The 1,984-nt window shown below is 37.4% G+C and carries 1 protein-coding gene; it reads right to left on the reverse strand.

The genetic code is table 11. The annotated features are described in order from the left end of the window. Positions 1-925 precede the first annotated feature (925 nt). Complete coding sequence (locus tag B153_RS0130870; protein WP_020600620.1) at positions 926-1,519, reverse strand: hypothetical protein; 594 nt, start codon at positions 1,517-1,519, stop codon at positions 926-928. Between the last annotated feature and the right edge of the window lie 465 nt (positions 1,520-1,984).

Genomic DNA, 1,984 nt, shown 5'->3' on the forward strand with positions numbered 1-1,984 from the left:
ACAGCGTCGGCGGAGTAGTTCGTACTCTGATTGTTTGTATTTTGCCATACCGACAACAAGATACGTTTATTATAAGCTTATTCACGAATCAATAAGTCCATAAATCTCCTTCACTAGAGCTCAATAAATTATCTAATAATTTAAACTTAGTTTTAATAAAGACATTCCTTTCAAGTTCATTTTCAAGTCTATTGTCAGCCTAACAGGCTGATTAATGTCCGCATGAACATTGCGTCCTTATGGCAGTATTAGCTATCTACACTCAATAATCACCAGCCATTTTGCGATTTAAACTTTGCGTACTCTTCACGATTTTGCATGTAGAACAACATGAAGTCATCTAAACTCAACTTCGTTCTGCTGTTCCCCATGTCTTTGCGAACCAGTTTTATTAACTCGTAATAATCCTTGAATTGCTTTGTCGGATTATCGTGGCTGGTTAAGTCCAAACTCCATTTTGTAAATCCTTTAAATACTTCATCTGGCGCATACAGATACATATCCTTTTTTATTGCGATGAGCCTTTTCGTCAAATCTTGCTAAGTTATCTCAACACCAGTCTTGTTGGCCATTGATACGTCGAAAAAGATGTAAAGCAGCTCTGAATACATTTTGTATTTCTTATCAGAAAGCTGATTCTCAATATTTTTCAATCTGTCTTTTTGGTACTGGACACGCCAAACTAAATAGGTACTTAGAGTTCCTAGTAAAAGTAGTAGTATCTCTTTGTATGGGAAGTCGGTCATTGAAATGATTGATTTGTTGTCCGTAAATACTCACTTTACTCTGTATAGAATATTATCTAACAGACACAGAGTTGATGATTATGATAATTCACTTCGTTCTTTTACGTCCTCTCTTGGTTTGACTGCAAATCTCCCTTGAGGCATATTTCCGTTCACCAAATGCTCCCTCACTATACAAATTATTTTTTATTCATAGCTTTCACGTGGATTTTGTCTTTTGGCAACACTTGGGCATTATCCTTTACAGTTAAAGACAACTTTTCGGCTTGTAGCTTCTTGATCTCATTCCTTAAATCAACCTTCTCCTGATCTATTCTATTCTTGGCAAAGTAATCCCCCATAAAGTAGCCTATACTTCCCACCCCGGTAATTAATAAGCCTGTCCAAAATATTGCCCATCCTTCCGACATTCGACCAATAAAATTGGATTGGGTTAACTCAATGCTAGTTGATGCAGGAGGATTGGGTAACTCAATACTAGTTGATACAGGAAGTTTGGGTAACTCATGAATGCCGTTCAATTCTATATACTGTATACACTTCCTAATAAGCTCTTTAGCCAATCTTTTATCACTGTCGAAACTCCATTTATCGTAGAAAATGGAATAAGAGCTTTCAATATGAGTGAGAAATCTTGAATCTTTTCCTATATATTTTTTTATGATTCCCACTGTGAAATCTGCCCATACACGCCCCTCTTGACGATTGGAAATGCTTTCTAATTCTTCAACCTGTGCTTTGAAAGCGCTTAACGCTTTGCTTTTATCGTCCATAAATTAAGTTGACTCTTAGCATTGCATAAACAGTAAAGAGCCGCTAAGGTCGTTATGTAACCCTACATAGAACAAAGGCAATTGCTTGAAGAACCTTTAGCATAGACAAAGTCACAATATTCTAATTTTTCCTCTACAACCCCTCTTTACTCATTAAAAAAGGGTGTTTTTCCCATAGGAAATACGCTGGCAATAAAAAAGCCACCTGTAAGTACGGGTGGCCCTAGGAATGGGAAAGGCTGTTCTAGGTCTTACTCGTCTACATATTGCCATTTGTAGCCAGCAAAATATTAGGTTTTGCGCTTCCTGGCTTCTGACATGAGCCTTTTCGTTTGTTCTGAATGTTTCTTACCAAACATCGGGTTGGCTCTGTGGGGTGGTCCCGTTTAGCCGGACACTTTACTTATGAGAGTTTGACAAAACAGTTTGATAAAATTGGTTTTCAAAGTCAATCGGTGAACGGTA

The sequence above is a fragment of the Spirosoma panaciterrae DSM 21099 genome (assembly GCF_000374025.1).
Classification (GTDB): Bacteria; Bacteroidota; Bacteroidia; order Cytophagales; family Spirosomataceae; genus Spirosoma; species Spirosoma panaciterrae.

What these genes read in the sequence shown, in the direction of transcription:
- B153_RS0130870 (WP_020600620.1), bottom strand. Translation starts at nt 1,519, where the DNA reads ATGGACGATAAAAGCAAAGCGTTAAGCGCTTTCAAAGCACAGGTTGAA.